The sequence below is a fragment of the Campylobacter sp. MIT 21-1684 genome, from assembly GCF_026241315.1.
In the GTDB taxonomy this organism is placed as follows: Bacteria; Campylobacterota; Campylobacteria; order Campylobacterales; family Campylobacteraceae; genus Campylobacter_D.
In genome coordinates this window covers 1-397 of sequence record NZ_JAPHNA010000077.1, presented here as the reverse complement: position 1 = coordinate 397, position 397 = coordinate 1, and the positions used below count along the sequence as shown (strand labels likewise).

Here is a 397-nt window from a genome sequence, read left to right as displayed (position 1 = left end):
AAGTTTCAAGAGTGCCTTGATTGTTCAAACTAGCAATAGTACCTCGTGCTTGGTTGGTAAAAGTAGTAATAGTTCCACCTTGATTATTCGTAAGAGTAAGATTAGCACCATTAGATTTTACTTCTTTAATAGTTCCACCTTGATTATTCGTAAGAGTGAGATTGTTTCCTTGAGAAGTAAGAGTGTTGATAGTACGGCTGTTAGTAATATTAGCATCAGCACCTTGAGAATTAAAAACGGCAATAGTGCCTTGATTGCTAATCTTTGCATTAGAACCTTGAGAAGTGAGGGTAGTAGTAATGTTATTACCATTGTTTAAAGTAACATTACTTCCTGTTGAAGTTAGGGTATTAATAGTAGCTTGATTGCTGATGGTAGCATTAGTACCACTAGAAGT

General features: G+C 35.3%; 1 protein-coding gene. It reads right to left on the bottom strand.

What is annotated here, in order from left to right; translation table 11 throughout:
• Positions 1–397, bottom strand: a 397-nt coding sequence (locus OQH62_RS08640; RefSeq protein ID WP_266016162.1) for a hypothetical protein, incomplete at both ends; no start/stop codon positions are given.